Here is a 25,714-nt window from a genome sequence, read left to right as displayed (position 1 = left end):
CTTGACCTCGCGACGACCCTGGCCTCATATGAAACCGGGTCCTTCAGGGGGGAGGCTGCGCGGTGCGAGAACGGCAGGCGTCCCAAGGCGCCCGCCGGGCCCGGGAGTTCGAGGCGTTCGTCGCGGGCGCGGCAGGGCGGCTGCTGCATGCCGCCACGCTGCTGACCGCGGAGGCCCCGGACGACAACCCGCGCGCGCGGCGCCTGTTGACGCTGTCCCTGGCACACACGTACGCGTGCTGGGACCGGCTGCGCGGCGAGGACCCGTACGACCGTGCCCGCCAGTACCTGGCCACCCGCTTCGCCCGCACGGCCTGGCACCAGTACGGCGGCCTCGGCCGGGCCCGCCCCCATCCCGGCAGCCCGCTGGGCGCGCTGGTGCCCCAGGAGCGGCTGATCGTCGTCCTCAGGTTGTACGAGGGGGTCGCCGAGGAACAGGCCGCCGCGCTGCTCGGCCTCTCCACGGAACGGGTCCGGGCGATCTGCGAGCGGTCGACGGCGACCCTGCTGCATCCGCCGCGCGGTCCGGCACCGAAGGTGGCGGGGGCCGAGGTGGTGCCGTCATGAAGCCCACGAGGCCTCTGAGGCCGCGGAGCGGGGGTACGCGCGCGTGAACAAGCCCGAGCGGGAGGCGACCGTACGGCAGCTCATGGAGCGGACTCCGCCGCAGGTGCCGCCGGAGCTGTACGCGGACGTGCTGCGCCGCGGCGGCCGGATGCTGCGCCGCAGGAGGGCCGCGCGGCGGCTGATGTGGCTGCTGCTGTGGTCGGCGGTCGTGGCGTTCACCGTGTGGGCGCTGATGGCCCATCCCTGGGTGGAGCCGCCGTCGGAGACGACTCCACCGCTGACAGGTTGGTGAAACCGAGGGCTTAGCCCAGGGCCTGCTGCAGGTCCTCCAGGAGGTCCTGCACGTTCTCGATGCCCACGGAGAGGCGTACGAGGTCGCCGGGGACCTCCAGGGCCGAACCGGCCACGGACGCGTGCGTCATGCGTCCCGGGTGCTCGATCAGCGACTCGACGCCGCCCAGGGACTCGCCGAGCGTGAACACCTTGGCGCGGTTGCAGACCTCGACGGCCGCCTCCTCGCCGCCCTCGACCTGGAAGGAGACCATGCCGCCGAAGGACCGCATCTGCTTGGCGGCGACCTCGTGACCGGGGTGCTCCGGGAGTCCCGGGTAGAGCACGCGCGTCACGCGTGCGTGCCGGGTGAGCATCTCGGCGACCTTGGTGGCGTTCTCGCTGTGCCGGTCCATGCGCACCGACAGCGTCTTGGCGCCGCGCAGCACCAGCCAGGAGTCGAAGGGCCCGGCGACCGCGCCCATCGCGTTCTGGTGGTACGCCAGTTCGTCGCCGAGCGCCTCGTCGGCCGCGATCAGCGCGCCGCCGACCACGTCCGAGTGACCGCCCATGTACTTGGTCAGGGAGTGCACGACCACGTCCGCGCCGAGGGCCAGCGGCTGCTGGAGGTAGGGCGTCGCGAAGGTGTTGTCGACGACGAGCTTCGCGCCCGCGTCCCGGGCGATCTGCGCGACGACCGCGATGTCGGTGATGCCGAGCAGCGGGTTCGAGGGGGTCTCGACCCAGATGACCTTGGTCTTCGGGGTGATGGCGGCCCGTACCGACGCCGGGTCGCTGGTGTCGGCGACCGACCACTCGACGCCCCACCGGGAGACGACCTTCGCGAACAGCCGGAACGTGCCGCCGTACGCGTCGTTCGGGATGACGACGTGGTCGCCGGGGCTGAGCAGCGTACGCAACAGGCAGTCCTCGGCCGCCAGTCCGGACGCGAACGCGAGGCCGCGGCGGCCGCCCTCCAGGGCGGCGAGGTTCTCTTCCAGGGCGGTCCTGGTGGGGTTGGCGCTACGGCTGTACTCGTAGCCGCCGCGCAGACCGCCGACGCCGTCCTGCTTGTAGGTCGAGACCTGGTAGATCGGCGGGACGACCGCGCCGGTCAGGGGATCGGCGGTGTTGCCCGCGTGGATCGCGAGGGTCTCGAAGTGCTGACTGATGTGCCTGTCGCTCATGAGCCCCGAGCGTAGTGCGCCTGCGGGGTGGACGACGATCCGGAGGTTTTCCACAGGGCCGCGGGGCGGGGTGGGGGAGTTTTCCACAGGGCGGTGGACCGGGTTCGCCAATTGTCGGACGCGTCTGGTTCGCTTGTGGCATGGAGATTCTCTGGGTCCTGATGGCGCTGGTCATGATGGGCTTCGTGCTGGTCCCGTTCCTGCGGCGCAGGCGCGGGGCGATCGAGCAGGTATCGCCGGGCCACCCGGACGCCGCGGACCCGGCGGCCTACGGCTTCGCGCCCGAGGAGGAGCTGGACATCCGCATGCCCGGCCCCGACCAGGACCTGCTGGACGTCCTCGACCTGGTGCAGCGCACGCAGGACTACCGCGCGGCGATGCAGTTGCTGGCCGGCACGGAGATCACGGGCGAGCTGCGCTGGCAGCGCGTGCAGGCCTTCGCGGGCGCCGCCTCGCTGGAGCTGCAGCAGCGGCCCGGCGGGGTCAGCGAGACGCCGGGCGGGCAGTGGCTGCGGGTGTGGCGGCTGGAGCACCCGAAGGACGCGGGCGGCGCGGCCGTCCACGCGGAGTTCCTGGTGCAGCAGGCGTGGCGTACGTCGACGCGGGGGACGGACGAGTTCCGGATCATCATGGAGGAGGCGCGGGACGCCTGCGGGCAGGCGGCGCTCCTCTCCCCCGGTGACCCGGTCCCGTACATCGTCGAGCTGTCGGTGGCGCGCGGACTGACGTATCCGCAGCCGGAGTTCGAGCAGGTGTGGCTGAAGATCCTGGACCGCGCGCCGGCCCACATGGGGGCGCATCTGGCGGCCCTGCACTACTGGTGCGAGAAGTGGCACGGTTCGCGCGAGCTGGCGAACTCGTTCGCGGAGGCGGCCGCCGCGCGGGCCCCGCAGGGCTCCCTCCTCGCCGCGATGCCGCTCTTCGCGGTCTTCGAGCACCTCCCCGAGGTGAACCTGGTCAGCAGCTTCTACCAGAGCGAGGTCGTGGAGAAGGCGATCCACGGCGCGCTCTTCGCCGTCCACGCGGCCCGCCCCGACGACCCGATGCTGGCGCACGTCCGCCATCTCCTGGTCTTCTTCCTGGTCCGCGCGGAGCGTTGGTCCGAGGCGATGAACCAGCTCATACACATCGACGGCCATGTCGGTGCGCTTCCCTGGACCCTGTCCCCGGACCCGGCTGGGGAGTTCGCGGTCTATCGGGCGCTCGCGGTGGCGGGGTACGAGGCGAACGGCGGGAGTCCGGCGAGCCTGCCGCGCTGAGTGCCAGGTGCCGAGCACTGGATGTCGGGTGCCGGGTGCCGGGGCGGTCGTACACGAAACGGGTCGTACTGACAGGAAGGCGGAATTCTCGGAGGGGCTCGCCCGTTCACGGGGTGCGGACCCTCGTTGTGGCCCGATTGGAGATCGTATGTTCCTGCACAGTCGTACGCCCCAACTGCCGTCCCCCGAACAGGCTTTGCAGGGTCGGCCGGAGCGGGTGTTCACGGTCCCCGATCGGCACGCTGTTCTCGGCGGCCCGTTGCTCGGTCCGTACCCCGAGCACTTGCGGGTCGCCGACTTCGGACTGGGATGCTTCTGGGGTGCGGAGCGCACGTTCTGGCGGCTGCCGGTGGGGGTGTGGACGACGCTGGTCGGTTACCAGGGCGGCTACACCGAGAACCCGACGTACGAGGAGGTCTGCTCGGGCCTGACCGGTCACACGGAGGCGGTCCGCGTGGTCTACGACCCGAAGCTGATCTCGTACGAGCGGCTGCTGAAGACGTTCTGGGAGTCGCACAACCCGACGCAGGGCTTCCGCCAGGGCGGCGATGTGGGTACGCAGTACCGCTCGGCGATCTACACGCACACCCCCGAGCAGGCCGCCGCGGCGGAAGCGTCCCGCGCCGCCTACCAGCGGGTCCTCACGGGCTCGCGCTACGGCACGATCAGCACGGAGGTACTCCCTGCGGAGGGGCGGGAGTTCTATCCGGCCGAGGGGTACCACCAGCAGTACCTCGACAAGAATCCGGCGGGCTACTGCGGGATCGGCGGCACCGGAGTGTCCTGCCCGATAGGCGTGGCGCCGACCGATGGCTGACGGCTCCGCGCCCACCGCGCAGCAGGCGTTCACCTCGTTGATGCGGGCGCGGATCGCTCCCGGTCTGCGTGCGCTCGGTTTCAAGGGTTCGGGGCAGACGTACGAACTGCCCCATCTCGAGACCTGGGCGCTCATCGGTTTCCAGAAGGCCGCGCGCACCACGGCGGGGCAGGTCGAGTTCACGCTCAACGTGACCGTGGCCGACAAGCTCGGCTGGGCCCAGGCCCGCAGACGCGAGCCGCACCTGCCCGCCCGCCCCAGCCCGAACACCGTGTACGGGCCCGCGGCCTGGCACAGCCACATAGGCCGACTCCTCCCCGCGGACCGCGACACCTGGTGGACCATCTCGGCCACGGCCGACCCGGAGCCGGTTGCCCGTGGGGTCATCAGCGCGGTGACGGAGTATGCGTTGCCTGCCATTCGGGAGCGGCGGCGTTGATGAGGGGCGGGCTGCTGGACAGCCGAGCTGGTGAGGAGCTGCTGCGAGCCACCGCGGCACCAGCGACTCACGAGCGGTACCGCGACCGGTAGCCCACCCGCCGTAGCGAACGACAGTCGCAGGTGAACGGCCGTCGAAAACCGGTGGCTTTGTGTGTTGCTCGGCCCGCACCCTGTACGCCATGGAAGAACCGCAGCGCGGAATCCGTGCGGTCCACTCGGAGTCCACGATCACCGTCTACCAGGCGTATCCCCCGGACATCGGCCTGCCCGCCGCCCGCGAGGGCCGCTTTCCCGCCGCGTGGAAGCGGGACCGGATGACGTGGATCAAGCCCTCGTTCCTGTGGATGATGTACCGCTGCGGCTGGGGTGCGAAGGCAGGGCAGGAGACCGTCCTCGCTGTCGAGATCAGTCGTGACGGTTTCGAGTGGGCGCTGCGACACGCGTGTCTGTCGAGTTACGTCAGCGGGGTGCATCCCGACCGGGCCGCCTGGCAGCGGGAGTTGAAGCGTGCGCCCGCCCGCGTGCAGTGGGATCCGGAGCGGGATCTGCGCCTGCAGCCCCTGCCCTACCGTGCCCTGCAACTCGGTCTGTCCGGTGAGGCCGTGCGCCGCTACGCGGACGAGTGGACGGTGACCATCCGGGACGTGACACCGCTCGCCGATGAGATCCGGGCGCTCGTCAGCGGCGGTGACCTCGACTCCGCCGCCCGACTGCTGCCCCGGGAACGCCCGTACCCACTTGGAGACGGACCGGACGGACTCCTTGCCCACCTGCAGGGATGACGGATGCACACCGGCGACGACGGTCCCCGGAGGGAACAGCGCCGGTGCCGCTACGCTCCCGTGTCGTGCAGCAGACCCGTCTCGACATCGCACGGATCCGGGCCGCTCGCCGGGTGATCGACCCGGTGTTTCTCGATACGCCGCTGTACCGCTGTGAGGCGTTGGAGCCCGGTCTCGGGTGTGCGGTGAGTATCAAGCTCGAGACGGCGAACCCGGTGCGCAGTTTCAAGGGGCGCGGTACCGAGGTGGTCGCGAGTCTGCTGGCCGAGCGTGGTCCGCGGGCCGTGGTGTGTGCCAGTGCGGGCAACCTCGGTCAGGCCCTCGCCTGGTCCGGTCGTGGCCGGGGGCTCGATGTGACCGTCGTGGCGTCCCGCTTCGCGACCGTGGCCAAGCTGGATCGCATCCGCGCGCTGGGCGCCACGCTGGAACTGGTCGACGGCGACCACGAGTTGGCGCGGGAGCGGGCGGCGGACATCGCGCGGTACGACGGCATCCGGCTGGTCGAGGACAGCCTGGACCTCGAGACCTGCGAGGGCGCGGCCACCATCGGCCTGGAACTGCTGGAACTGCTGGAACCAAAAGGACAACAGGCGGAACAGACGGAACTGGCCGAACTGGCCGAACTGGCCGAACTGGCCGAACTGACGGGCACCGCGCCGCCGTTCGACACCGTCCTGATCGCTCTCGGCGGTGGGGCGATGGCCACCGGCGTGGGGCATGTGATGAAGGCTCTGGCGCCCGGCGTCGAGGTGATCTGCGTCCAGCCGCTGGGCGCACCCGCGATGACGCGCTCGTGGCACAGTCGGCACGTCGTCACCACCGACTCGACCGACACCATCGCCGACGGCGTCGCCGGCCGCCGCCCCATCCCGGCCGTCCTGGACGATCTTCTGCTGGTCGCCGACGATGCCGTTCTGGTGCGCGAGGAGTCGATCATCGCCGGTATGCGGATGCTCCTCGACCATGCCAGCCTCGTCGTCGAACCGTCGGCCGCGCTCGGCATCGCGGCGGTCCTGGAAGACCGTGACCGTTTCGCGGGCCGGCATGTGGTCACCATCGTGTGCGGCAGCAATGTCGACGTGGATGCCTATCAGGGTTGGGTCGGCCATCACCGCTGAGTCGGCGCGGCTTCCCTCCCTCACAGGGCCTGACTCCGCCCGACCCCGATGGACGTCATGAGAGGCTGCGGCGTGATCCAGTACCTGCGCTTCTTCTTCGAGGCCGGCGTGGACACCCCGTTGTGGCCGGACGACATGGACAGTCCCTACGGCTACCCCTGCGAGGTCGAGCGCCTGCCGATCACCCCGGCCACCCGGGCCGAGCTGACGCGGCTGTCCGAGCGGTACCAGTCGTCGATCGACTGGGACTGTCCGCCGGGCCCGTCCCCGTGGTCCGACGACGAACTGCAGCTGTTCACACAGCAGGCGCGGGCCGCGCTGGAGGCGCTGCGCCGTGAGTTGGGCACCGGCTGGGTGGTCCGGGACGAGAGACTGTTGTAGCCACCGTTCCCGCTCGCCGTGTCAAGCATTTCGACCCCGTTCACAAAGACCGGCGGCCACCCCCCTCCCCGCCCTACGATCCCGCGCATGTTGATTCGTCGCACACTACGGATGATCATCGTGCTCGCTGTGGCTCTCGCCGGAGCGATCGGGGGTGGGGTGGGGACGGCACAGGCCGAGGGGAACCAGGGCTCGGGTGGCTCGTACGATCGGCAGTTGCTGTTCTACAACCACTCCTTCGGAGTCTTCGACCGGGAGACCGCCGACGCCATCGAGCACTCCGACTACCTGCGGGAGTTCGCCAACTTCCAGGTCCGCACCACAACCGGTAGCGGCGGCCAGACCTGGACCGGCCGTTATCTGATGGGCCGCGAGACCTACCTGGAACTGCTCGGGATCGGTGACGTCCCCGGTCAGGACGGGACGCTCGGCTCCGCCGGACTCGGCCTCTCGGTCGAACGCGCCGGCGAACTGGCGACGGTCAAGGAACGGCTGAAGGCCGAGGGGGTCGCCGAACCCATCGACTTCCTCCAGACCAAGGACTTCGGCGACGGTGTACCCGTGCCGTGGTTCGACGCCGTCCTCACCGACACCCAGTACGACGCCTTCGATGCCTGGGGGATGGAGTACCGGGCGGAGTACTTCGCCGACCCGCGCAGCAACACCGAGCCGCCGAGTTTCCCCGGTGACGTCGGCCGGGAGCGCTACCTCTCCGACGACTACCGCACCCACCTGATGCGGGACGTGACCGCCGTCCGGATCGCGGTCACCGCGGGCGACCTCGCCGACACCGTGCCGCTGCTGCGGGCCGGCGGGTTCAGCGTCCGGACCGTGACGGGCGGGGGCGTCGTCGCGGAGGGCGGCGGCACCACGATCCGGCTCGACGTCGTACCCCGGGAACAAACGGGATACCGGCAGGTCGACATGTCCCTCAACCGGCCCGTGAAGGACCGGCACGTGGAGCGGATCGGCAACTCGACCCTCACCGTCGGCCCCGGCAGCCGTGCGGTGTGGACGTTCGCCGAGAACGGCACGAACGGCACCACCCGCTAGACAACAGTGCGTGCGCCCCCGTCCACCGAAGGAAGGGGGCGCACGCCTCTGGATGCCGTACTACTCGCCTCGGCGTCAGCCCTCCGCGCGGGCCGGCAGGCGCCAGCCCGGCCGCGGGAAGTGGCAGGTGTAGCCGTCGGGGTACCGCTGGAGGTAGTCCTGGTGCTCCGGCTCGGCCTCCCAGAAGGGACCGACCGGCTCCACCTCGGTGACGACCTTGCCCGGCCACAGGCCCGACGCGTCCACGTCCGCGATCGTGTCCTCGGCCACGCGCTTCTGCTCGTCGTCGACGTAGTAGATCGCCGAGCGGTAGCTGAGGCCTATGTCGTTGCCCTGGCGGTTCTTGGTGCTCGGGTCGTGGATCTGGAAGAAGAACTCCAGGAGCGCGCGGTAGTCGGTCCGCTCCGGGTCGTAGAGGATCTCGATGGCCTCCGCGTGCGTGCCGTGGTTACGGTACGTCGCGTTCGGCACGTCTCCCCCGGTGTAGCCGACCCGGGTCGCGGTCACGCCCGGGAGTCGGCGGACCAGCTCCTCCATCCCCCAGAAGCATCCGCCCGCAAGCACGGCCCTCTGCGTCTGCGCAGCCATCGCGACCCTCCAATTTCCGTCAGCTCGATCACTCGGGCAGCTGGGTCGGCCCGGTCACTCGGCTCGTACGCCGCCGGCGTCCCCTACCCAGTGTGCTCAACGCACGAGGGCCCCGCGCGATTCCGCGCCCGGCGACCTGCTCACCTCCCCCTCCTCCCCCTCCGCCCCTACGCCCCCGGCGCCCGGAAGCCGCCGATCCGCTCCTCCAGCAGTTCCGCCAGCCGCAGCGGAGTCCGGTCCTCGAACATCGGCCCGACGATCTGCACCCCCACCGGCAGCCCCTCCGGCGACCGCCCCGCCGGTACAGCCGTGGCCGGCAGCCCGGGCATGGTGGCCAGGCCGGCCCACACGAGCTGGTCGAGGTAGGGATACTCCACGCCGTCGATGTCGAGTCGGCGTGCCATCAGGTCGGGGTCGTGGTCGTGCGGGAACGCGGGAGTCGGCGTGACGGGACACACCACGGCGTCGAACGCGCCGAAGAGCTGCCGCCAGCCGTGCCGGTGCAGCTCGCGGCGATGGTTCGCCCGGATCCAGTCCCGGTGACTGAACACCATGCCGCGCAGCCGCGCCGCGTCGAGACTGTGGTCGTCCGCGCTCAGTCCGGCGGCGCGGGTGCGGAAGTACTCGTACGCCTCGTCGGGAAAACCCGCGACGGCGCCCGAGAAGTGCAACTGCGCGTAGATCAGCGCGGCTTCGGTCAGGTCGGGCAGCAGTGGAGTGTGCCGTTCGACGCGGGCGCCGGCGTCGGCGAGCGCGTCGGCCACCCGGTGCACGCCCGCCCGCACCGCGGCCCCGGTCGCGATGAGCGGATGCTCGTCGAGGACCAGGACCCGGAAGTCGCCGAGCCGCTCGTGGCGCGCGGGCGGCAGCGTCACGTCGTACGCCACACCGTGGGTCAGCGGGTCCGGTCCGGCCATGACGTCGAGCAGGAGCGTGAGGTCACGGGCGGTGCGCGCCATCGGACCGACGACGGCGAGGTCGGATTCGACCGGGAGGGCCTGCGCGGTCGGCGGGACCATGCCACGGCTCGCCGCAAGACCGAGCGTCGGCTTGTGCGCGTAGACACCGCAGAAATGCGCGGGCGTGCGCAGCGAACCCCCGATGTCGGATCCGATGGACAGCGCGCCGAACCCGAGCGCGAGGGCCGCCGCCGATCCGCCGGAGGATCCGCCCGATGTACGGCCGTGATCCCAGGGGTTGTTGGTGGTGCCGTAGATCTCGTTGAAGCTCTGCACGTCCTGCAGGCTCAGCGGCACATTGGTCTTGCCGAGCAGCACCGCGCCCGCGGCCCTGAGCCGTGACACCTGCACCGCGTCCTCGGCGGGCACGTACGTCCGGTGCGTCGGCATGCCCCAGGTCGTGGGCAGCCCGGCGATGTCGTACGACTCCTTGACCGTCACCGGGATGCCGAGCAGCGGCCGGTCCTCGCCGCGGGCGCGGGCCCGGTCGGCGGCGTGTGCGGCGGCCCGGGCGCGGTCGAAGTCCGGCACGCAGATCGCGTTGATCGCCTTGTCGTGCCGCTCGATACGGGTGATCGCCTCGTCGGTCAGTTCCGCCGAGGTCGTTTCGCCGGCGCGCAGGGCGGTGGCGAGTTCTTCGGCCGTCGGGAAATTCCACGGATTCTGCTCCATGGATCCGACCGTAACGACCATGGGGAGGAGCCACGAAATGTCGCTTCGCGCAACGGAGTTGACGTGCCGGGTCCGGTGGCCGGCGCGTGGGTGCTGTTGCTCAGCTCCTCATCTCGTACCCGCTCAGCGCCACATCTCGTACCTGCTCAGCGCCTCGTCTCGTACCTGCTCAGCGCCACATCTCGTACCTGCTCAGCGCCTCGTCTCGTACCTGGTCAGGACCACGCCGCCGGGAAGCGTCCGGGTCTCCACCAGGTTCAGGTGCACCCAGCTGTCCAGCGCGGCGAAGAACGGCGTGCCGCTGCCCACCAGGACCGGATGGGTGGCGATCGCGTACTCGTCGATCAGCCCGGCGCGCATGGCCGCCCCGCCGAGCGTCGCGCCGCCGATGTTCATCGGGCCGCCGTCCTCGGCCTTGAGCCGGGTGATCTCGGCGATCGCGTCGCCGGTGACCAGGCGGGTGTTCCAGTCGACCTTGTCGATCGTCGAGGAGAACACCACCTTCGGTGTGTCCCGCCAGTTCCGCGCGAACTCGATCTCCGCCGGGGTGGCGCCCGGCTGCTGGTCGCCGGTCGGCCAGTAGGAGCTCATCGTCTGCCACAGCTTGCGCCCGTACAGCGTCAGGTCACTCGCCTGCTCCTGGCCGAGCCACCACTGGAACAGCTCCTCGCTCGGCGGTCCGCTCCAGCCGATGTCGTCGCCGGCCGTGGCGATGTAGCCGTCCAGGGTCAGGTTCATGCCGTAGATGAGTTTCCGCATGGCTCAGCCTTCCGTCCGTGGGTCTCCGGTGGGTGGACCGGCGCGGCGCGGGAAACTCATCGGTGCGGGACTGATCGGTGCGCGATCCGGGCTCGCCGGCCGCCCCCGTGCTCTGGGCTCAGCGTGGTGTACCCGGCCGACTCGGACAAGCCGCCATGACGTCCCGATCGAGGCGGGCACGCGTCAGCCGCTCTGTGACAGCCCTTCGACACGGTCCTTCACGAGCGCCGTGTACTGCGCGGACATCTTGTCGACGTAGGTCTGGAGGTTGAACTGGCGCTCGACGTGTCTGCGCCCTTCCTGGCCGAGTCGGCGGGAGAGGACGGGGTCGAGGAGCAAACTCCTTACCCGGTCGCTGAGTTGATCGAGGTCTCCCGGTGTCACCACGTATCCGGTCCGGCCGTGGACGACGGTCTCCGGCAGGCCGCCGGTGGCCGTGACGACGACGGGGCGGCCGGCGGACATCGCTTCCAGGGGGGCGAGTCCCAGCGGCTCCGGGTAGTCCGAGGGGTAGACGACGACGTGGGAGCGGGCGTAGAGGCCCGGCATCTTCTCCTTGGGGGTCGGCACCAGGTCCACGTGGGAGCGCAGTCTCAGCTCGTCGATCAGCTTGTTGAGCCGTACGAGGAAGCCCTGCTGTTCCTCGTGCCAGTCCACGACCTCGTGCGGGCTGGTCAGCACCAGGCGGACGGGCAGCCCGCTCTGTCTGAGCGCGCCCACCATGCGGACCGCCAGCTCCGCGCCCTTGTCAGGGAAGAGGCGGGCCGGCAGGAGCACGGTGCGGGGACCGTCCTCCCGGGCCGGCGGCAGATCGCGGAACCGGCCGGTGGCGATGCCCAGGTAGCTGCGGCGGGCGCGGATGCCGAGGTGCGTCCGGCAGGCGAAGGCCAGGTATTCCGAGACCACGAAGTGGCCGTCCCAGGAGGCGCAGAACTGGGCCGTCCAAGGGTCCTCGGGCCAGATGCTGTGGTACGTGTGCAGCAGCGGCGTGCTGGTGCGTTCCCTGAGCCGGTTCAGCGCCAGGGCCGGTACCGGGGAGAAGTGGTGCAGGTTGTGGCCGTGCACGAGCTGGATGCCGCGGGTGTCCACCACGCGGGCGAGCCACGCGTACAGCTCGGCGGCCTGGCGCTCCTCGGCGGGCGTCACCCATCTCCGCGCGCCCCGGGTCCCGTCCGGGGCGCCGCCGCGGTATTCGGTCAGCCGTAAGAGGCGATGGCTGAGGATCTCGACCTGGTCGACCGGCTGCGGCCGGAGTTCGCCGGTCAGCAGGGTCACCCGGTGTCCCCGCTGCGCCAACGAGGCGGCGTAGTCGGCGAGATGGGATTCGACGCCGCCGACCGTGGGCGGAAAGGCCCAGTGCACGAGGGCTATGGAACGCCGGCTGTCCGTTGGCCCGCCACGTACCACGTGTCTCCCTCTCCTCGGGGACCGCTCTGCCTCAGGTCGTGCGAGAACCTCAAGTCGTGCGAGACCCTCCGGTTGTGCGAGAACCACAGGTCGTGCCAGAACCTCAGGCGTCGATGCGCCACTCCTCGGTGTCGATGCCCGAGACCTGCGCGCCGCCGTGGAGGTCGACGGTCACGTCGACGGATCGCTCGCCGAGCCTCAACCCCCGGACAGCGTAGGGGGATTCCAGGCCCATGCGTGAGGGCGCGATCGGCCGTAGCGTCAGCCGGCGGTCGGGGACGTCGGCGTCCACCCGGAGCATCGCGGAGCAGAGCAGTGCCGCCGCGGCTGCCGCCCAGGCCTGCGGGCGGCAGGACGGCGGATACGGGGCCGGCCGGTCGAACCGCGAGTTCGCGTAGACCGCGTAGAGCTCGGGCAACCGGTGGTCGAAGTGCCGGGCCGCGTCGAGCATCCCGTCGAGCAGGGTGGCGGCCTCGTCGACGAACCCCGTGGCGGCGAGCCCGTGCACGGCGATCGCGGAGTCGTGCGCCCAGACCGATCCACCGTGATAACCGAACGGATTGAATCCGGCCAGGTGCGCGGAACGGGTGCGGATCCCCCAGGGTGTCCGCAGTCCGTCCGACATGAGCGCCTCGGCCACCGCCCGGTGCTCCTCCTCGCTCTGGAGGATGCCGGAGTTCAGCAGGTGCCCCATGTTGGAGGTCCGGCCGGTGACGGGACGTCCGGCGCCGTCGACGGCGATGGCCGGATAGCGCCGGCCGTCCGGTTCCTCGACCCAGAAGGACCGCTGGAAGGCGGCACGGATGCGGCTCGCCCGGTCCAGCCACACCTGTGCCTGCTTCTTGTCGTCCTGGAGCGCGGTGAGGAGTTCGGCGTAGCCCACGGCGGCCTGGTAGGCGTACCCCTGCACCTCGCACAGGGCGATGGGCGGGTCCACGCGGCACCCCTCGGCATCGCGGATCGCGTCGGGCGAGTCCTTCCAGCCCTGGTGCAGGAGACCGTCGGCCCGGCCCTTGCCGTAGCTGATCAGGTCGTCGGGGCCCAGGGTGGCCGCGACCCACTCCATCGCTGCCCGGGCCTGCGGCAGCAGCAGCCGCACCTCTTTCTCGGCGAGACCCCATTTCCAGGCCTCGTGCAGGAGGACGACGAAGAGCGGGGTCGCGTCGACGGACGCGTAGTAGCGGGCGGGGAGCACCAGGCCGTCCCCGTGCCGGGTCTCCGTCGGTCGCAGCTCGTGCAGGATCCGCCCGGGGGCCTCGTCGGTGAACGCGTCGTGGTGCCTTCCCTGTCGGCGGGCCAGGGTCCGGAGGGTGCCGCGGGCCAGCTCGGTGCCGAACGGCAGCATCATGCGGGCCGCCCAGATGCTGTCCCGGCCGAACAGGCCGAGGAACCACGGGCATCCGGCGGCCACGAACTGGTTCTCGCGCTCGTCGGCGGAAGCGGTCGGCTCGGCCAGCCGCAGCGCCTCCAGGTCGGCCAGCCCCTTCGTGAGCAGAGCGGCCATGCGCTCGTGCCCGGTCACCTCGACCGGCCCCCAGGGAGCGGGCTGCCGCGGCGGTACCGGATAGTCGGCCACCGTCGTGGCCTTGCCCTGCACCACCAGTCGTACGGACCACTCTTCACCCGACTTGAGCAGCAACTCCCAGTGGAATTCGGCCAGTCCGGGCCGGTGGTCGTCCAGCGTGATCTTCGGTTCGAGCGCGCCGTCGTTCAGCGGGGCGGGCTCGGCCCGAAGCACGACCTCGCTGTTGTCTCGCGGGCTGTGCCAGCGCACTTCCGGAGCGAGGCCTTCCCCCAGTTCGCCGGGGATGTCGGCGGCCGGGACCCCCGCCTTGATCGTGGCCACGTCGGCGAGGTCGGTGGCGGCCACCACGGAGAGGGTGAACCGCGCCGCCGCGGGGCCGACGTTCTGCACCAGAACGACGTCACCCGAACCCGCTTCCGACTCCGGCTCCGTCACCGCGACGTCCGGGCGCCGGACCGCGCGTTCCCGCGTGACCAGCAGCCAGGGCGCGGAGGTCGGGTCCTCGGAGGACCGGCACACCGCCTGGAAGAACGCCTCCCGGGAGCCCTCGGTGCGATACGCGACGTGCTCCGGTTCCTGGTCGTCGACGAGCAACCGGAGCGTGTGGAGGAGCCGTTGGTCCTGGTCGTAGAAGCCGTCGACCCCGGTTCCCCGCAGCTGTCCGTCCCGGGGTGACAGCGCGAACGACGGCGCGGCCAGGCAGATCACCGAGTCGTCCAGAAACGGCTGACGGCCCGGCAGAAGGGGAGCGGAGTCGATCACTGATGGCACCTTTCCAAAACGCTGCGCGGCCGGCTGCGCCGGTGCCGGCTCGGCCCGTCGAGCTTGCGTCGCACCCTCCCGAAACGGTGGGGGAGTTCGTCCGGAAAAACACCTGACCAGCCACTTGATGGTGAGTCACGATAACGGCTCGCCGACGCGACAGCCATCATGCGGCGCGGCGTCGGCCGTTCGCAGGAGGTTTGCGCAACGGAGGCTTTTCACGGGAGGTTTACGCAACGACGGCGTTTCACAGGAGGTTTGCGCAACGACGGCGTCAAGAGCCGCTTTTCGCCTCATACTTGTTCTTCCAAACGGGGAACGGTGTTGGGCGGGGGGATCCCATGCGCCGTAACAGTCGGGGCGCACGACGTCTGAATCAGGTGCTCGCGGTCGCGGGCGCGGCGATCGCCGCGGGCGCCCTCGCCGGGGTCAAGTTCGTCGACGGCTGGCTGCAGTTCCTGGTGATCTGTCTGCTGACCCTGGGAACCGGCCTCAGCGCCTACTCCGGGCGCGCCTTCCAGAAACAGGCCGAGGGGCTCCCGCCGCAGGTGCTGATCAGTCATCCGCACGGTGACGAACCGTGGGCGCACTGGCTGGCCTGGCGGTTACGCCGCAGCGGGTATCTGACCTCCACCCGGCCGTGGGCGACCGCGGAGCACCAGGTGCCGCCGCCTCCCGAGGTGGCCCCGGACCATGAACTGATCATTGTTTCCCGGATGTTGGACGACATGAATCACCGTCCGGGACAGGGTCCGGGGCTGAGTCGCATCGCCCGCAGCCGCAGCCGATCAGCCCTCGTTCTGGTGACCGCGCATCACAACCCGCCGTTGACGCGTTGGGCCGGCTGCGAGGTGCTGACGCTGGCCGGGCGCTCCGCCGACGACGCGGCCGCCACCGTCGACGCCCGTCTGCACCAGGCCGGCGCGGTGCCGCTCCCGACGTACACGGCCCCGCACGTCGTCGGCGAGGTCGAGCCGCGCTATCCGGCGCTGGGCCCGCTGATCAGCAACTTCGACCGGCGCGGTGCCTCGCACTTCACGGCCCGGCGCAGGGAACTGGCCCTGCTGCGCGAGGTCCTGGGCACGGTCAATGTCACGGGCGACGTACGGACGTGCGCGATCCACGGGCTCAGCGGCATCGGCAAGACCCGGCTGGCGCTCGAGTACGCCCGCCGGTACGAGGACCTCTTCGACGTCATCTGGCGGGTGGAGGCCGCGCACGCCCCCACCGCCCGCGCGAGCCTCCTCGATCTCGCGCACCGCCTGCACACCGCCCGTGACCAGCCCGCGGGCGGCACGGCGCACGGCGACGACCGTGACCCCGAGCAGACGCTCCAGCAGTTGCTGTCCCACGAGTTGCCCCGGACCAGAGCGCTGCTGATCTACGACGGGGCCGAGGACGACTCCGCCATCCGCCAGCTGCTGCCGGACGCCGGGGACGGCGGTCAGATCCTGATCACCTCGGTCAACCCCGTGTGGCAGCGGAGCGCACCGCGCCACCGCATCGCCCTGGAGGCGTTCACCACGGAGGAGGCCGTGGCCTTCCTCAGCGACGCGAGCGGCATCGACGACAAGGTCGAACTGGCGCGCATCGTCGACCAGTTGGGCCGGCTGCCGCTCGCGCTGGAGTCGGCGGCCGCGTCGCTGCGTGACGATCCCGATATCGAGGGGTATCTGCGGGCACTGGAGATCCGCTCGCGGCTGGCTCCGTCCACCCGCCCGGAAGCGAGCCGCAGCGGCGCCCCCGCCTGGATCCTCTCCTTCAAGCAGGCCGAGGAGAAGGACGAGGTCGTGGGCCTCCTGCTACGGCTGTGCGCCTTCCTGGCACCGCAGGGCATCCCCGGCTACTTCTTCGAGGCCGCCGGCGGTCGCACCGATCTGCTGCCGGAGCGGCTGCGCGTCGAGGTGGCGCACCCGGCGCGCGGCCACCGTATCCGGGAGACCGCCAGGAACTCCTCGCTGCTGACCGGCGAGGCGAAGCTCGTGATGCACGCGCAGGTGCAGGCGGTGATCCGCAAGGAGATGTCCGTCGCGGAGCAGACCGACCACGCGCGGGCCGCGGTGTGCCTGGTCAACGGCTGGTTCCCGGAGGACCCGGACCGGGAGGGGACCTGGCCGCAGTGTGTCGAGCTGCTCCCGCACGCCCGGGCCGTGCTGGACCACTGCCGGGAGCTCGGTGTCGTCGACGAGAACACCTCGACGCTGTTGCAGAGCATGGGCGAGTACTTCCGCGTGCAGAGCGACCGCGCGGAGGCGGAACGGCTGCTGACGGAAGCCCTGGCACAGCGCGAGGGGCTGGGCGGCCGCCGCAACTCGCTCGTCGCCAACACCCTGGTCTCGCTCAGCCAACTCAAGCTGCTGAGCGCCGAACTGCTCGAAGCCCGCACATTCGCCGAGGAGGCGCTCGCGATCCGCGCCGGCATCGACGGCGACCGCGACCCGCGCACGCTGGAGAGCCGGATGCAGCTCGGGCGCGTCCTGCGGGAACTCGGCGACTTCGAAGGGGCGTCCGAGGCAGCGGAGCAGACACTGCTGCGCCTGCGCAGACTGCACGAACCCAACCCGGTGAAGGTGGCCGACGGCCTGTGCGATCTCGGTCTGGTCCGCTGGCGGCAGGGGCGGCTCACCGAATCGGTGAGCCTGCACCGCGAAGCGCTGCACTTCCTGGAGCGGACCCCGGGCGGAAGCGAGCCCGCGCGCCGCAACCCGATGGCGTTCGTCAACCAGTCACTGGGCCTGGCCCTGCTCGACTCCCACGACCTGGAGGGAGCAGAACAGCATCTGCGCACCGCCCTGGACATCCTGGAACGCGCCGGGTACGCGGCCGGACACCCGGTCGTCCTCTCCTCGTCCGTCCATCTGGGCGAGACGCTCCGCCAGCAGGCGGCGCGGTTCCGGGGCCACCGCGACCGGCGCTCCGCCACCGCACGCGAGCGGTCGTTCCCGGGGGAACGCGAGGCGGAGCGGCTGCTCGCGGAGGCGAAGCACATCTTCGACGAGGTGCTCTCCGCACCGCATATGAACGGCGACCGGGACCACCCCGACCGGGCCTGCGCCCTGGTCCGCTACTCGCACCTGCTGCACGAACTGGGCAACAGCGAGGCCGCGATGACGGAGGTCACGAACGCGATCGGCATCTACACCGGCAAGTACGGGGCCCAGCATCCCTACGTGGCCGAGGCCCGCTACCGCAGGGCGCTGATCCTCAAGGAATCCGGTGGACTGCCCCAGCGCTGGCAGGACGATCTGGTGACGGCACGCAAGATCTACGGACGGATCCACCCCGCGGACCATCCCCTCATCGAGCAGATAGAGGAGGAACTGCGGGACATCCCCTGACGGCGTCCTGGCCGACCTCGACGGCCGTTCAGGTGCCGGCGTCCATCAACCACGATCACTGTTCAAAGTAGATCACCAGCGTCTGCTCCGGCTGCTCGGCCAGGTGGAAGGCCGTGTAGGTGTAGGTGACCGGGGTGGTGCGGCCCGGTGGGCGCAGGCGTTTGTGACCGCTGTGGCGGGCCTGCACCTCGTAGTCGGGCCACCAGGTGCGGGCTTCCTCGCTGTGTTCGTGGAGTTCCTCGATCAGCCGGGTGTAGCGCGGGTCGGCGGGGTGCCGGCCGGACAGGGTGCGCAGACGGGCCAGCAGGCCTCTCGCCTCGGGTTCCCAGTCGGCCAGGACGTGACGGGCCAGGGGTTCGAGGAACACCCAGCGCAGGAAGTTCGGCGGGCGGTCCGTCGGTGCGGTGAGGTTCGGGAACAGGTCGACGGCGGGCTGGTTGTGGCTGAGGACGTCGTAGTTGCCGTCGATGACGTACGCCGGGTGCGGGTGCAGGAGGAGCGGGACCGAGGCCACCTCGGGGGTGAGGGGTGCGGAGGGCGCACAGTCCTCCGGCGGTGCGTGGTGGCCGGCGAGCCGGAGCAGGTGGCCGCGCTCGTGCCGGTTCAGCCGGAGGGCCGAGGCGAGGGATTCCAGGACCTGTTCGGAGGCGCGGATCTCCCGGCCCTGTTCCAGGTACGTGTACCAGGTCGCGCTGATGCCGGCGAGCAGGGCGAGTTCCTCACGCCGCAGACCCGGTGTGCGACGGCGACCGGTCCGCGGGAGGCCCACCTCGTCCGGTGTGACGCGCGCTCTGCGGCTGCGCAGGAACGCGGCCAGTTCCTGGCGTTGGTCCTGGCGTTGGTCCGGCTGGGTCGACATCGCGTGTGGCACCCCTGGTTCCAGAATAAGCAGCTTCTGGATACCAGGCTAAACGCGCTCCACACTGAAGTCGAGCGAGCAAGTGAACGTAGCGAGTGAACGTACGGATGACAGGAGAAACACCATGTCCGGAATCGACGGCAAGGTCGTGGCGATCACCGGTGCCGGCAGCGGTATCGGTGAGGCGACCGCGCTGCTGCTGGCCGAGCGGGGTGCCCGGGTGGTGCTGGGCGGGCGCCGGACGGAGCCGCTGGCGGAGGTGGCGGCACGGATCGAGAAGGCGGGCGGTGTCGCCGTACCGATCCGCACCGACGTGACCCGGCGCGAGGATCTGCACGCCCTGGTCGCGCTGGCCCGTGAGCGGTTCGGGCGGCTCGACGTGCTGTTCGGCAACGCGGGCGTCGGCCCGATCTCACCCCTCGACGATCTGCGGGTCGACGAGTGGGACGAGATGGTCGACGTCAACGTGAAGGGGCTGCTGCACGGGATCGCCGCCGCGCTGCCGGTCTTCCGCGCGCAGGGCTCCGGCCACTTCGTCACCACCGCGTCCACCGCCGGGCTCCGTGTCGCGCCGAACATGGCCGTGTACGCCGGCACCAAGTTCGCGGTCCGGGCCATCTGCGAGGGGCTGCGCCAGGAGGCCGGCGACTCGGTGCGGGTGACCACCGTCTCCCCCGGCGTGATCGCCACCGGCTTCGCGGAGGCCTCGACGAACAGCCGGGTCAGGGAGCAGATCACGGACATGCGGGACCGGCTGGCGATCCCGCCCGACGCGATCGCCCGGGCCGTCGCCTTCGCGATCGAGCAGCCGGCCGCGGTCGACGTGAACGAGATCGTCGTACGACCCACCGCCCAGGCCTGACTCCCCGCGCTCAGTACCGCGCGACCCTCAGTACCGCACGGCCCTCACCTCAGCACCGCACAGCGCTCAGTACCGCACAGCGCTCTGCGCCAACGGCGGATACACCGCGCTCGGCACCCCGTCCACCGTCGCCCCCGCGTACTTGAGCATGTCGCCGACCTGATGGTTGAGGTCGTGGGGGAAGTTGAGGGTCGGCGTGGACACCTCGTCGAGGGTCGCGGTCTGGGCCGGGGTGAGGTCGACGTCCAGGGCGGTGAGGTTGGCTTCGAGGTGGGCCAGGGTGCGGGGGCCGATGAGGGTGGAGGTGATCCCGGGGCGGGACTGCACCCAGGACAGGGCTACGGCGGCGGAGGTCGCGCCCACCTCCTCGGCCACCTCGGCGAGGGCGTCGATCACCTTGAACTGGGCGGGAGTTGGGGCACCGAGAAGGGCTGCGCGCTTGGTGTCGACGGGAGTTGACTGGTCTCGGGTGTACTTCCCGGACAGGTAACCGCTCTTGAGCGGGCCCCACGGCAGTACGGCCATCCCGGCGTCCTGGGCCAGCGGGATCAACTCGCCCTCGATGGTGCGTTCCAGGAGCGAGTACTCCATCTGGAGTGCGGTGACGGGCGTCCAGCCGCGCAGCAGCGCCATGGTGTGAGCCTTCGCGGTGAACCAGGCCGGAGTGTCCGAGAAACCGACGTAACGGATCTTGCCCGCCGTCACCAGGTCGTCCAGCGTGCGCAGGGTCTCCTCGACCGGCGTGGAACGGTCGTGGCTGTGCAGCCAGTACAGGTCGATGTAGTCGGTACGGAGGCGGCGCAGCGAGTCCTCCAGCTGGCCGATGATCGCCTTGCGGCTCGCGCCGCCGCCGTTGGGGTCGCCGAGGTAGAGGTTGCCGTAGAACTTGGTGGCCAGGACCAGACGGTCGCGCAGGCCGGGGTGGGCGGTGAGGAAGTCGCCGAGGATGGCCTCCGAGTGGCCGTTCGTGTAGAAGTTCGCGGTGTCGATGAAGTTGCCGCCGCGGTCGAGGTAGGTCTGGAGGATCTTCTCCGACTCCTCGACACCGGTGCCGAAGCCGCCGTCCTCGCCGAAGTTCATCGCCCCGAGGCAGAAGGGGCTCACCTTGAGACCACTGCGGCCGAGGCCGACGTACGAGTCGAGTGCGTTCGATGCCATGGAAATGCTCCCGTGGAGAGTGGGTGGGAAGCCGACTCTTCGAGCAGACCACTGTGAGCAGGGGGATCGTTAGGGCGATCCCACCCGGCTCTTGCACGATCCTGCCTGATTGGCTGTCCGGCGGGCGGTTGTCACCCGTCATTCCGGGTGCTTGGATCGAGCGTGTACCTGAATGATCCGGAGATTCTCCTGGACGAACTGCGTGCCCTGATCGACCGGCACGCGGGCCGTCCCATGACCATCGACGGCCTGAAGGTGGCCAAGGCGGACCGGCCCGAGGATCCGAACTCCGGGGTCGCCCGTCCCGTGCTGGCCGTCGTCGCGCAGGGCTCGAAGCGCCTGACGCTGGGCGACCGTGTCCACGACTACGGCGCCGGCCAGTACCTCGTCGTCTCGGTCGACCTGCCGGTCGCCGGCCACTACACACGGGCCAGTCCCGAGGAGCCGTTCCTCGCCTGCGGATTCGCCCTCGAACCCGCGAAGATCGCCTCGCTGCTCCTGGACGCCGGGGCCGACCCGCTCCCCCGCCGGACCACCCCGCACGGTCTCGCCGTATGCGACGCGCCCTTCGAACTCCTCGACGCGACAGTGCGTTTGCTACGACTGCTCGACCGTCCCGGCGACGCACCGGTGCTCGCGCCGCTCATCGAGAAGGAGATCCTGTGGCGGCTGATCACCGGTGAACAAGGCGCGCTCGTACGGCAGATCGGGCTGGCCGACAGTCAACTCACCCATATCAGCAGGGCCATTCGCTGGATCCGCGACCACCACACGGAGACCCTGCGCATCGAGGACCTGGCCCGGCTGGCCGGGATGAGCGCCTCCCCCTTCCACCGGCACTTCCGCGCGGTGACGGCACTGACCCCGATCCAGTTCCAGAAGCGGATCCGCTTGCAGGAGGCCCGGTTGCTGCTGTTGAGCAGCGCGGCGGACGTCGCCGAGGTGGGCTTCGCGGTCGGTTACGACAGCGCGTCCCAGTTCAGCCGCGAATACCGCCGCGCGTTCGGCAGCCCACCGGGGCAGGACGCCGTACGACTGCGGGGCGGGGCCGGAAGGGGGTGACGGGGGCATTGGTGTCCTCGTACGGTCCTATGGAGCCGGCGAGTCGTTCCTCACCCGGTGAGCCCGCTGCCGTACGGCCTCGTCAGGATCTCCAGGCTGTGGCCGTTCGGGTCGTCGAAGTACACCCCTCGGCCGCCGTCGTTCCTGTTGACCTCCCCCGCCCGGCGGTGCGCAGGGTCCGCCCAGTAGGTGAGGCCCGCCGCCCGGATCCGGCCGAAGATCGCGTCGAAATCGTCCTCCGAGACCAGGAACGCGTAGTGCTGCGGAGCGATCCCACCTGAGCCGGAACCGGAGCCGGAACCGGGATGGTCCATGAAGTCCAGGGTCACGCCATTGGGGATCGCGACCGGGATGAACGGGCCGTACTGCGGGCTCACTTGGAGGCCCAGCAGGTCGGCGAGGAATCGGGCCGACGTGTGCTTGTCGCGCGCGGCGACGATGGTGTGGTTCAGCTGCACGGTCATCGTGTGGGCCTCCTCATGCCCAAGCTACTCCGACGGCAAGCTAAGGTAAGCCTTACCTGGCCGGATTTGATCGGAGAGACAGTGATAGTGCGTGCGTTCAAGAGGAAGGCTGTCACGGCGTTGGCCGCCGTGTCCGTCGTCGCGGGTTTGCTGGCCGGGTGCTCGTCGTCCTCCACCGACAACGATGCCGAGAAGACGGGCGACGGCCAGCAGAACAAGGTGATCGGTGCCTCCGAGGGCCCCGACGCCGCGCCGAGCACCCTCGCGACCGGCATGGGCTCGGACAACGACACCGACGGCACCTTCCCCCGCACCGTCACGCACTTCGAGGGCAAGACGACGATCAAGTCGAAGCCCACGAAGATCGCCGTGCTGAGCACCGGCCAGCTCGACGACCTGCTCTCCCTCGGTACCGTCCCGACCGCCACCACCCGCGCCGACAACGCCGGACTCGTCCCCGACTACCTCGCGGACGCCTTCCCGGCGGACAAGTCGAAGCTCGCCGCGATGACCGACGCGGGCACCCGCCAGGCCCCCAACCTGGAGACGCTCGCCGCCGCCAAGCCCGACCTCATCCTCGCCAACGACTCGCTCGGCGACCTCTACCCCAAGCTGTCGAAGATCGCCCCGACCGTCGTCACGGCCGGCAACGGCATCAACTGGAAGCGCGACCTCCTCCTCGTCGGCGACGCGATCGGCAAGGGCCAGCAGGCGCAGAAGCTGCTCGACGGCATCGTCGAGGACGCCCACGAGAAGGGCGAGGCCCTCTCGAAGACCTCCGTGTCGATGCTGCGGTTCACCCCCGGCCGCACCCGGATGTTCGGCGTCTCCTCCTTCACCGGTTCCATCGCCGTCGACATGGGCCTCGACCGGCCCAAGTCCCAGCAGTTCAAGGCGATTTCGGAGGACATCGGCGCCGAGAGCATCGACAAGGCCGACGGCGACTGGATCTTCTACTCCGTGCAGGGCGACGCGGACAAGACGGATGCCGCTGGGGGTACCCCCTCTGGGGGAGTGCTCGCCGGCCCGCTCTGGAAGTCGATGAGCGCGGTCAAGACCGGACACGCCGTGAAGGTCGACGACGACCCCTGGTACCTCAACGCGGGCCCGACCGCCGCCCGCCTCGTCGTCCTCCAACTCGCCGAGGACATCAGCAAGTAGAGACGAGTAGAGAAGCGAGCAGAGGGACAGCAGAGAGTACCCAGTGAGCGTCAAACGTCTCGCCTGGTCGGCGGCCACCCTCGCGGTGGCCGCCGCCGTGCTGCTCAGCCTCGCCGTCGGCACCCGCCCGGTGCCTCCGTCCGCCGTCCTCGACGCCCTTCTGCACAGCGGGAGTTCACCGGACGCGTTGGTCGTACGGTCGCTGCGGCTGCCCCGCACCGAGATCGGGCTGACAGCCGGTGCCGCACTCGGCGTCGCGGGCGCCGCGCTCCAGGCCGTCACCCGCAACCCGCTCGCCGATCCCGGCATCCTCGGCCTGAGCCAGGGCGCGGCGGCCGGCGTCGTCCTCGCCATCGCGACCGGCCTCGCAAGCGGTTTCGGCGGCTACGTCTGGTACGCCTTCGCCGGTGCCGTCCTCGCCGCCTGCCTCGTCTACGGCATCGCCGCGCGCGGCCGGGGCGGGGCCTCACCGGTCAAACTCGCCCTCGCCGGTACCGCGTTGTCGGCGATGACCGCCGGTGGTACGACGGTCGTCCTGACCTCCAGCTCCGCGACCCTCGACCAGTTCCGGTTCTGGCAGGTCGGCTCGCTGAGCGGCCGGGACGCCGACACGGTCGTAGAGATGCTGCCGTTCCTGGTGGCGGGGGCCCTGCTGGTGCTCGCCTGTGCGCGCGGGCTGGACGCGTTGGCCCTCGGGGACGAGACGGCGCGGGCGTTGGGGCATCGGGTGGGGGTCGTGCGGGTGTGTGCGGCGCTCGGGGCGACCCTGCTGGTGGCGTCCGCGGTGGCCGCCGCCGGGCCGATCGCGTTCGTCGGGCTCGCCGTCCCGCACCTGGCCCGGCGCCTCACCTCCGGCGGCCACCGCGCCCTGCTCCCGCTGTCCGCGCTGCTCGGCGCCGCGCTGCTGGTCGGTGCGGATGTGGCGGGCCGGGTCGTACGGGCGCCCGCCGAGGTGCCGGCCGGGGTGATGACCGCGTTGGTGGGGGTGCCGGTGCTGGTGGTGCTGGTACGGCGCCGGGGAACCGCCGTATGAGCAGCGCCACCGGTGTCAGCGTCCTGCGCCCCCACCCCGCCGTCTCCCTGCTCCTGCACCGCCGTTCGGCCGTGGTGGCCGTGACTCTCGTGCTGGCGCTGGGTGTTGCGATGACCGCCGCCGCCTGTTTCGGGCAGACCTACATCTCGCCCGCCGAGGTGTGGCACACGCTGCGTACCGGTTCCGGGCAGTACGACCTGGTCGTCAACGAGTTGCGGGTTCCCCGGATCGTGCTCGGGGCGCTGGTCGGGGTCGCCCTCGGGCTCGCCGGGGCGCTCGTGCAGACCGTCACCCGGAATCCGCTGGCCAGTCCGGACGTGATCGGTGTCGGCCACGGTGCCGCCGCCGCGACCGTGCTCGCGCTGTCGGCCGGGATGGTGAACTCGCCCGGTGCCATGCCCGTCGTCTCCGTCGTGGGCGGACTCGCGGCCGCGGCGCTCGTGTATGTGCTGGCGTGGCGGCACGGGATGCAGCCAAGTCGGTTCGTGCTGACGGGAGTCGGCATCGGGGTCGCGTTGTCGGCCGTGGTGCAGCTGTATCTCGCGGACAGCGAGTTGCAGGCCGCCGAGCAGGTCAAGCTGTGGCTGACCGGGTCGCTGAACGGGCGGGGCTGGGAGCAGGCGGGGCCGCTGGCCGTCGTACTGCTGCTGTCGCTGCCCGCGTTGGTGTGGGCGAGCCGGGCCGTCCGACCCCTCGGGCTCGATGCCGACACCGCGGCCTCGCTGGGGGTGCGGGTGGACCGGACGCGGCTTGCGCTGACCGTGCTCGGGGTGGTGCTGGCCGCCACCGCGACCGGGGCGGCCGGGCCGATCGGGTTCGTCGCGCTGACCGCGCCGCAGTTGGCCCGGCGACTCACCCGTACGCCTCAACTGCCGTTGGTGTGCTCGGCGTTGACGGGTGCGGTGATTCTGGTGGCGGCTGACCTTGCTGCCCGCACGGTGTTGCCCCCGCTGGAGGTGCCGGTGGGGGCGCTCACCTCGTTGGTCGGGGGGCCGTACCTGTTGTGGCTGTTGGGGCGGAACAGGGTGAGGGGCTGAGGTTCGTCGGCGGCTGCGGGCCGGTGGGGGCTGGTCGCGCAGTTCCCCGCGCCCCTAAAGGTCGGACCAGCACAGGCGCTTTTAGGGGCGCGGGGCTGTATCGACTTGCGGCTCCGCCGCGTGGGCGCGAGCAACCACGACGCACCCGCACTCGACAGCGCGCCCCAAAGGGGCGCGGGGCTGTATCGATGTGC

At 70.7% G+C, this 25,714-nt stretch carries 24 protein-coding genes; 15 read left to right on the top strand and 9 right to left on the bottom strand.

The window, feature by feature from the left end; genetic code table 11:
- The first annotated feature begins 62 nt into the window (after nt 1-62).
- Both SPR02S_RS05030 and SPR02S_RS05025 read left to right on the top strand, forming a co-directional pair.
- Nucleotides 63-566, top strand: a complete 504-nt coding sequence (locus tag SPR02S_RS05030) for a sigma factor-like helix-turn-helix DNA-binding protein (RefSeq protein WP_019055839.1) — start codon at nt 63-65, stop codon at nt 564-566.
- Between the two features lie 43 nt (nt 567-609).
- A complete protein-coding gene (locus SPR02S_RS05025; RefSeq protein WP_019055838.1) occupies nt 610-858 on the top strand; it encodes a hypothetical protein in 249 nt (82 codons plus the stop codon).
- Nucleotides 859-868: 10 nt separating this feature from the next.
- Here the strand turns inward: SPR02S_RS05025 and SPR02S_RS05020 are convergent, their stop codons facing one another.
- A complete protein-coding gene (locus tag SPR02S_RS05020; protein ID WP_026150230.1) occupies nt 869-2,023 on the bottom strand; it encodes a cystathionine gamma-synthase in 1,155 nt (384 codons plus the stop codon).
- A 140-nt stretch (nt 2,024-2,163) separates the two neighbouring features.
- Between SPR02S_RS05020 and SPR02S_RS05015 the strand changes: the two genes are divergently transcribed.
- The 7 genes from SPR02S_RS05015 (at nt 2,164) to SPR02S_RS04985 (ending at nt 7,874) form a co-directional block, all read left to right on the top strand.
- Nucleotides 2,164-3,282, top strand: coding sequence for a hypothetical protein (locus tag SPR02S_RS05015; RefSeq protein WP_019055836.1), 1,119 nt, complete (start codon nt 2,164-2,166; stop codon nt 3,280-3,282).
- 148 nt (nt 3,283-3,430) lie between these two features.
- Nucleotides 3,431-4,099 (top strand): peptide-methionine (S)-S-oxide reductase MsrA, encoded by a 669-nt coding sequence (gene msrA, locus SPR02S_RS05010; RefSeq protein WP_019055835.1) that lies wholly within the window; start codon nt 3,431-3,433, stop codon nt 4,097-4,099.
- A complete protein-coding gene (locus SPR02S_RS05005) occupies nt 4,092-4,538 on the top strand; it encodes a DUF4304 domain-containing protein (protein ID WP_019055834.1) in 447 nt (148 codons plus the stop codon). The genes msrA (SPR02S_RS05010) and SPR02S_RS05005 overlap by 8 nt, the downstream gene beginning before the upstream one ends.
- A 181-nt stretch (nt 4,539-4,719) precedes the next feature.
- Nucleotides 4,720-5,322, top strand: a complete 603-nt coding sequence (locus SPR02S_RS05000; protein ID WP_026150229.1) for a DUF4291 domain-containing protein — start codon at nt 4,720-4,722, stop codon at nt 5,320-5,322.
- Between the two features lie 65 nt (nt 5,323-5,387).
- Nucleotides 5,388-6,440: a threonine ammonia-lyase gene (locus SPR02S_RS04995; protein ID WP_026150228.1), complete on the top strand. Its 1,053-nt coding sequence runs from the start codon at nt 5,388-5,390 to the stop codon at nt 6,438-6,440.
- A gap of 72 nt (nt 6,441-6,512) precedes the next feature.
- Nucleotides 6,513-6,821 (top strand): immunity protein CdiI family protein, encoded by a 309-nt coding sequence (locus SPR02S_RS04990; protein WP_019055831.1) that lies wholly within the window; start codon nt 6,513-6,515, stop codon nt 6,819-6,821.
- A gap of 111 nt (nt 6,822-6,932) precedes the next feature.
- Complete coding sequence (locus SPR02S_RS04985) at nt 6,933-7,874, top strand: DUF5829 family protein (protein WP_019055830.1); 942 nt, start codon at nt 6,933-6,935, stop codon at nt 7,872-7,874.
- Nucleotides 7,875-7,949: 75 nt separating this feature from the next.
- Here the strand turns inward: SPR02S_RS04985 and msrA (SPR02S_RS04980) are convergent, their stop codons facing one another.
- The 5 genes from msrA (SPR02S_RS04980) to SPR02S_RS04960 all read right to left on the bottom strand — a co-directional run bounded on the left by msrA (SPR02S_RS04980) (nt 7,950) and on the right by SPR02S_RS04960 (nt 14,546).
- Nucleotides 7,950-8,462, bottom strand: coding sequence for a peptide-methionine (S)-S-oxide reductase MsrA (gene msrA / locus SPR02S_RS04980; protein WP_026150227.1), 513 nt, complete (start codon nt 8,460-8,462; stop codon nt 7,950-7,952).
- A 167-nt stretch (nt 8,463-8,629) separates the two neighbouring features.
- Nucleotides 8,630-10,093: an amidase gene (locus SPR02S_RS04975; protein WP_019055828.1), complete on the bottom strand. Its 1,464-nt coding sequence runs from the start codon at nt 10,091-10,093 to the stop codon at nt 8,630-8,632.
- 192 nt (nt 10,094-10,285) lie between these two features.
- Complete coding sequence (locus SPR02S_RS04970; RefSeq protein WP_019055827.1) at nt 10,286-10,852, bottom strand: dihydrofolate reductase family protein; 567 nt, start codon at nt 10,850-10,852, stop codon at nt 10,286-10,288.
- Between the two features lie 183 nt (nt 10,853-11,035).
- Nucleotides 11,036-12,214: a glycosyltransferase family 4 protein gene (locus SPR02S_RS04965; protein ID WP_019055826.1), complete on the bottom strand. Its 1,179-nt coding sequence runs from the start codon at nt 12,212-12,214 to the stop codon at nt 11,036-11,038.
- 148 nt (nt 12,215-12,362) lie between these two features.
- Complete coding sequence (locus SPR02S_RS04960; RefSeq protein ID WP_019055825.1) at nt 12,363-14,546, bottom strand: glycogen debranching N-terminal domain-containing protein; 2,184 nt, start codon at nt 14,544-14,546, stop codon at nt 12,363-12,365.
- A gap of 341 nt (nt 14,547-14,887) precedes the next feature.
- On the opposite strand from SPR02S_RS04960, the gene SPR02S_RS04955 reads away from it, so the two are divergent.
- Entirely contained in the window at nt 14,888-17,884 is a 2,997-nt protein-coding gene (locus tag SPR02S_RS04955; protein WP_063746236.1) for a toll/interleukin-1 receptor domain-containing protein, read from the top strand.
- 55 nt (nt 17,885-17,939) lie between these two features.
- On the opposite strand, the gene SPR02S_RS04950 is transcribed toward SPR02S_RS04955, so the two are convergent.
- Nucleotides 17,940-18,743: a helix-turn-helix transcriptional regulator gene (locus SPR02S_RS04950; RefSeq protein ID WP_019055823.1), complete on the bottom strand. Its 804-nt coding sequence runs from the start codon at nt 18,741-18,743 to the stop codon at nt 17,940-17,942.
- A 124-nt stretch (nt 18,744-18,867) separates the two neighbouring features.
- Here SPR02S_RS04950 and SPR02S_RS04945 point away from each other — a divergent pair, with 124 nt between their 5' ends.
- Nucleotides 18,868-19,605 carry an SDR family oxidoreductase gene (locus tag SPR02S_RS04945; protein ID WP_019055822.1) on the top strand — a complete coding sequence of 246 codons (738 nt, stop codon included), beginning with the start codon at nt 18,868-18,870 and terminating at the stop codon, nt 19,603-19,605.
- Nucleotides 19,606-19,671: 66 nt separating this feature from the next.
- On the opposite strand, the gene SPR02S_RS04940 is transcribed toward SPR02S_RS04945, so the two are convergent.
- Complete coding sequence (locus tag SPR02S_RS04940; RefSeq protein ID WP_019055821.1) at nt 19,672-20,763, bottom strand: aldo/keto reductase; 1,092 nt, start codon at nt 20,761-20,763, stop codon at nt 19,672-19,674.
- A 183-nt stretch (nt 20,764-20,946) separates the two neighbouring features.
- Here SPR02S_RS04940 and SPR02S_RS04935 point away from each other — a divergent pair, with 183 nt between their 5' ends.
- Nucleotides 20,947-21,825, top strand: a complete 879-nt coding sequence (locus SPR02S_RS04935) for an AraC family transcriptional regulator (RefSeq protein ID WP_026150226.1) — start codon at nt 20,947-20,949, stop codon at nt 21,823-21,825.
- A gap of 50 nt (nt 21,826-21,875) precedes the next feature.
- On the opposite strand, the gene SPR02S_RS04930 is transcribed toward SPR02S_RS04935, so the two are convergent.
- Nucleotides 21,876-22,289: a VOC family protein gene (locus SPR02S_RS04930; RefSeq protein ID WP_019055819.1), complete on the bottom strand. Its 414-nt coding sequence runs from the start codon at nt 22,287-22,289 to the stop codon at nt 21,876-21,878.
- Nucleotides 22,290-22,409: 120 nt separating this feature from the next.
- Here SPR02S_RS04930 and SPR02S_RS04925 point away from each other — a divergent pair, with 120 nt between their 5' ends.
- The 3 genes from SPR02S_RS04925 to SPR02S_RS04915 are packed head-to-tail and all read left to right on the top strand — an operon-like array spanning nt 22,410 to nt 25,520.
- Nucleotides 22,410-23,450: an ABC transporter substrate-binding protein gene (locus SPR02S_RS04925; RefSeq protein ID WP_052346918.1), complete on the top strand. Its 1,041-nt coding sequence runs from the start codon at nt 22,410-22,412 to the stop codon at nt 23,448-23,450.
- A 43-nt stretch (nt 23,451-23,493) separates the two neighbouring features.
- A complete protein-coding gene (locus SPR02S_RS04920; RefSeq protein ID WP_019055817.1) occupies nt 23,494-24,483 on the top strand; it encodes a FecCD family ABC transporter permease in 990 nt (329 codons plus the stop codon).
- Complete coding sequence (locus SPR02S_RS04915) at nt 24,480-25,520, top strand: FecCD family ABC transporter permease (RefSeq protein ID WP_019055816.1); 1,041 nt, start codon at nt 24,480-24,482, stop codon at nt 25,518-25,520. Before SPR02S_RS04920 ends, SPR02S_RS04915 begins: the two co-directional genes overlap by 4 nt.
- Nucleotides 25,521-25,714: the final 194 nt, after the last annotated feature.

The sequence above is a fragment of the Streptomyces prunicolor NBRC 13075 genome, from assembly GCF_000367365.1.
GTDB lineage: Bacteria > Actinomycetota > Actinomycetes > Streptomycetales > Streptomycetaceae > Streptomyces > Streptomyces prunicolor.
Note: the sequence above shows the minus strand (reverse complement) of the source record. Positions and strands in the feature narration are given on the sequence as shown.